Below are 4,870 nucleotides of genomic sequence, written 5' to 3' on the forward strand. Positions count from 1 at the left end.
TTTCTATTTAATCAAGTCTAAATCCTATATTTGCGATTTGACTTTTTCAATTTAAGTTCTTGCAATGCTAGTGATTTTAATTAAAGAAATTCAATAATTGCTCTTGAATTATACTTTAAATTATGTATAATGGTAGTCAGTTTTAAATACTTAAACTAGGAAATTAATTAAATAAGCTAAGAAATATTTTAGTTGAAGGAGTGGATGTTGGAAATGTTAAGTATTATCGGAGTAGCTATTGCTTTTGTATTGATTATTGTTTTAATTGGTAAAGAGGTTAAACTAGGTTATGCTATGTTGTGGGGTTCGGTGGTAATAGCTATAACTTCACAAATAGATTTAGCTGGACTATTAGCTATTATTGGAACGGGAGTGTTGAGTGGTGATACTTTAGAACTAATAGTTATTGTTGTTTTAATCGGGGTTTTGGCCCGTTTTATGAAAGAAACAGACTTGTTGAGTGAACTGATAGAGTCTTATTCTTATATTTTAGGTAGTCAGCGAGTTACAGCAGCCTTTATTCCTTCGATTATGGGTGCTTTGCCTATTCCCGGGGGAGCTATTATGTCGGCGCCGATGGTAGAGTCTGTTGGTGATAATATTAAACTTAGTGCTAGAGAACAGATGTCTGTTAATCTTTTATATCGTCATATTTGGCTTTTTGTATTTCCGATTACTCCGCCGTTGTTATTAACTGCTAGCTTATCTCAGTTAGGAGTTTTTACCTTAATTAAAATGCAGTTCCCGATTACTATAGTGATGGGAGCGGTGGGCTATTATTTTCTTTTAAGCAAGTATCGTCATTCAGAAGTACCGTCAACAACAGAGCTGCCTAAGCAAGAGTTGAGTAAAGTACTAAAAAAACTACTGGTTTCTACTCTACCTTTATTGATTAGTTTAGGGCTACCTTTGTTGACTGGTTTATCTTTTGTTATTTCTTTATTAATCGCTCTGTTATTAATAGTTATAATTCGTTATCAGCAATTTAATCTGTCTTTGTTAACTTCTAGTTTTAATTATGAGTTGACTTTGGCTATAGTGGGTATTATGGTTTTTCAGGAGTTTGTTAATCAGGGCCCGGATTTAGAGCTATTAACTGGCTTTTTACTTAATTTAGGTTTACCGATTACCTTTTTAGTAGTGTTGATGCCGGCGCTAATAGCTTATGTTACCGGCAATACTACGGCAGCAATCGGAATTACTTTTCCACTATTACTGCCGTTGGTAGGCTATGACTCTACTATGGTAATGCTAATGTATGGGGCTGCTTTCTTTGCTTACTTTTTATCTCCGCTCCATTTTTGTTTAATCTTGACTAAGGAATACTTTGGGACAAGGATTAGCAGTATTTATCGAGAGCTTTTTTGGCCTTGGGTAGTAGGAGTTTTTACACTGGTTGTATTAGTGATAATCTATTAATAATGTATATTTTTGTTATTAATGGAGATAATAAAGAAGGATACTAAAATATTTATTACTTTAAGCAGGTAAAAATAACTTAGTATAGAAATACTTACTGAATAGGTTGTGTTTTAAACTACCGTATTTTTGGTCATAGGATTTAGTGCTTATGACTCTTTATTTTCAATTAGGAGAGGTGAGGTGAAGGTATGGAACAGTATGTATATTCCAATGAAGGGAAGGTTTTATTGCGGGAATCTACTGCAGCTGATATACCTAAAATTGCAGAACTATATGCTGAAGTAGCTAAGAATGAGTACTGGCAAAGCGAAGAACTGGCTAGAATACACTTTAATTTAATAGAAAAATTAAATGGGACCACTTATGTGGCTGTTTTAGGTGAAAAGGTAATTGGGCATGCGGAGGTAGTAGTTCCTAAATCTAAGGAAGAACCTCCATTTTTGATTAAACTACAGATTGGTGATGATTTTCGTCGGCGTAAATTTGGAGCTGAATTAGTTCGCTATTCAATGATTATGGTTAAAAAAGAAGGTTATATAGGTTATGCAGCTTGGCCTGACTATGATAAGTCTAAAGGCCTTTTTAAGAAATTAGGTCTAAAAGAGACTAAGTATAATCAGGAAATCAGATTTGAAGTTGGCGAAGTACTAGTTGCTCCGGAAGCTGAGTTAATTGAAGAGATCTCTACAGTTGAGGAATTAAAGGCTTTAGAGATGGTAGTAGGCTGTAACTTTGCAGTAGAATTCATTTGGGAACGTGGTTTTGAATTAGCCGCTAAAGAAGTTTTGGATTTCAAAACTCCGATAATTCACAGAGTAGAAATGGATTCCGGACAAGGAGTAGTTTTTTTTGATAATAGACATCTTTTTATTTCAGTACCAGCAGAAGATACAGATAACTTAGATTTAATTGTTGAGCTGCTTAAATATGGATCACGTTTGGCTAAGGAAAAAGGAGCAGGTCAGTTGCTGACTTATATTGATAGTGAGCAGTGGGAAGAGATAGAAAAGGAATTTACTTATTGCTGGGAGATTGTAGATAATGAGAAAAGACTGGAGATGGAGATGGAGTTTGATAACTAATAAGTTCTTTGTTCCGCAATGGGGGGGATTAAAGTGGAAGAAACTCTATGTGAAAGATGTAAAAATGAGCTATTTTCTCAGGCTAACCGAAAGCTCTGTGAAAAATGTGCTGAGCAGCTTTTTGAAAAAGTAAAGGGCTTTATTGCTGAAAATCCCGATAACTCTATTAAAGAAATAGCTGAACAAACTGAAGTTGAGAAAAAATATATTAAGAAATGGATTAGAGAAGGCCGATTGGAGCTTATGACTCCAGAAGCTAAAAAGGAAAGAGAGAAGGCGCTTGACTTTCAAAAGCAGTTTGCAGATTTAAAGGAGACTGAGCAAAAAGAGGCTCAAGAGCCTTCACAAGAAAAAGAAAAAGGACGTTTTCATACTCGTAAATAGCATCAATAAGTTTTGTATTCATTGTTAAAAGTAATAGCCAGCCTTATTTAAGGCTGGCTATTTTTTAATTCTTTAATTACTTCTACAGCGGGAGTTACATAAAGAGTTTGTTGCTTTTCATAATAAACTAAGCCTGGCTTAGCTCCTTTAGGCTTATTAACATTTTTAGCTAGTGTATAGTCTACAGGAACATTACTGGACTTTCTTCCTTTGCTGTAATAGGCAGCTAAATGAGCTGCTTCTTCTATAGTTTGCTGAGGAACTTCACCGCCGGTATGGTTGAGAATAATTACGTGCGAACCGGCTAGATCTTTGACATGAAGCCAGATATCGTCATTGGAAGCTACTCTTTTAAGTAGATAATCGTTTTGCCGATTGTTGCGTCCTACTCTGATATCGTAGTTATCGTTAGATTTGAATTTAAGTGGTTTAGATTTTTTGTTTTTTTGTTTAGATTTAGATTTTTGTTTTTGTTTAGTTTTAATATATCCTTCTTCGCTTAATTCTGTTTTGATTGCTTCTAAATCTGCTATTTCTTCGGCCTGCTCGATATGGACTGCTACTTGTTTTAAGTAACTGATTTCATTTTTAGCCTTCCTAAATTCATTTTCCAAATAATCTACACTTTTTTTAGCCTTTTCATACTTTTTAAAGTACTTTTGAGCATTTTCAATCGGACTTAGTTCCGGGTCGAGCTGAATTATCATTTCTTCTTGGGCTTCGGAATAGTAGTTAGTAGCTTTTAGTTTATCCTGTCCAGGCTTCATTTGGTGAAGATTGGCTTTGATTAATTCACCTTTGATCTTATGTTTTTCAGCATTGCGGGCCCCTTTAAGCTGTCCTTTAAAACGTCGATACCTTTTTTGGGCTTTATTTAGACTGTTTTCTACAGTTCTATTTAAGCTAGCAGTTAAGTTGCTGATGCGGCTTCTTTTAAGAACATTAGTAAAGTAGTAGTCTAATAATTGGTTAGTGCTATCGAAGCATTTTTTTTCAGCTTGGGGGAACTGAGTTAGGTCTACTGTCGAATAAGCTTCAAAGGAGCCGTCAGTATTGACTATCAGTGTAGGTTGATAGTCTTTATTTTCAATAGTAGTAATTAGCTTTTGAAATTCTTCCCAAAGCCTATTTAAAGAGAGACTATCTATCTTACGTAGTTTATCTTTTCGGTTAATTCCGGCTCGATAGGCTATTTCCTTAGCAATTAAAGGGCTGATGCCGCGTAGATTTTCCAATAGGGCCCGAAATATAGGTCGCTCTATATCTGCTTGAATTAGCTCTAAAAATCGTTTCTTCTTTACTTTTCTGGGATTTACCTTATCTTGAGCTGGTGGAGCTTTGTATTGCAAATTAGGTAGTATTTCTCGATGTCTACTCATATCGGAGGTAACGCGCTTAATGCTATCTAAAATCTTCCCATCTTCTGTAGTTAGAATAATATTACTATGTCGACCCATTACTTCAATAATTAATATCTTAGTTTCTATAGTCCCAGCTTCGTTCTTGGAATCTATATAAAATTTGAGGATTCGTTCAAAATCAGGTTGTTCGATTTTACGCAGTCTGCCGTGTTTAAGATGTTTTCTCAATAACATACAAAAAGCTGGAGGGCGTAAAGGATTTTTTCTGTCTTCTTCGGTAATATGAACTCTAGGACTTTGAGCTTGTGCTGAAAGAAGGAGTTCTATATTTTCTCCAGGTAGTCTAAATCTTAAAGTTAGCAGATTATCTTTAGGTTGATAGATCTTATCTAAGCGTCCTTTAATTAATGTAGCTGTTAATTCATCTTTAATTGATTTTAAGACTAATCCGTCTAAAGCCATCACTTTCACCTCGCTAAGTTTAAATTTAATCCATTACAATAGTACCATTGCTAGAAAGTAATTGCAAATATTTATTCTTCTCGATTGTGTCAAGTTTTTATAGGTAAAAGTCAGGGCAATCGCATGAATAAATTTTATTTTAAAACTCAATCTTATTTC

Annotated in this window: 4 protein-coding genes; 3 read left to right on the forward strand and 1 reads right to left on the reverse strand. The window is 34.6% G+C overall.

Annotation, left to right across the window (positions count from 1 at the left end; genetic code table 11):
* Positions 1 to 204 precede the first annotated feature (204 nt).
* The 3 genes from MWH30_RS13465 (at position 205) to MWH30_RS13475 (ending at position 2,888) form a co-directional block, all read left to right on the forward strand.
* On the forward strand, positions 205 to 1,419 hold the full coding sequence (locus MWH30_RS13465; protein WP_248664615.1) for a DUF401 family protein: 1,215 nt from the start codon (positions 205 to 207) through the stop codon (positions 1,417 to 1,419).
* Between the two features lie 191 nt (positions 1,420 to 1,610).
* Entirely contained in the window at positions 1,611 to 2,504 is an 894-nt protein-coding gene (locus tag MWH30_RS13470; RefSeq protein WP_248664616.1) for a GNAT family N-acetyltransferase, read from the forward strand.
* A gap of 33 nt (positions 2,505 to 2,537) precedes the next feature.
* Positions 2,538 to 2,888 (forward strand): hypothetical protein, encoded by a 351-nt coding sequence (locus MWH30_RS13475; protein WP_248664617.1) that lies wholly within the window; start codon positions 2,538 to 2,540, stop codon positions 2,886 to 2,888.
* A 47-nt stretch (positions 2,889 to 2,935) separates the two neighbouring features.
* Here the strand turns inward: MWH30_RS13475 and MWH30_RS13480 are convergent, their stop codons facing one another.
* Positions 2,936 to 4,711, reverse strand: coding sequence for an Rqc2 family fibronectin-binding protein (locus tag MWH30_RS13480; RefSeq protein WP_248664618.1), 1,776 nt, complete (start codon positions 4,709 to 4,711; stop codon positions 2,936 to 2,938).
* Positions 4,712 to 4,870 lie beyond the last annotated feature (159 nt).

Source organism: Fuchsiella alkaliacetigena, from assembly GCF_023227765.1.
GTDB lineage: Bacteria > Bacillota > Halanaerobiia > Halobacteroidales > Acetohalobiaceae > Fuchsiella > Fuchsiella alkaliacetigena.

Bases quoted from the DNA above. Each gene is read 5' to 3' on its own strand.
- MWH30_RS13470 (WP_248664616.1), top strand. From the start codon at position 1,611: ATGGAACAGTATGTATATTCCAATGAAGGGAAGGTTTTATTGCGGGAA.
- MWH30_RS13480 (WP_248664618.1), bottom strand. From the start codon at position 4,711: ATGGCTTTAGACGGATTAGTCTTAAAATCAATTAAAGATGAATTAACA.
- MWH30_RS13465 (WP_248664615.1), top strand. From the start codon at position 205: ATGTTGGAAATGTTAAGTATTATCGGAGTAGCTATTGCTTTTGTATTG.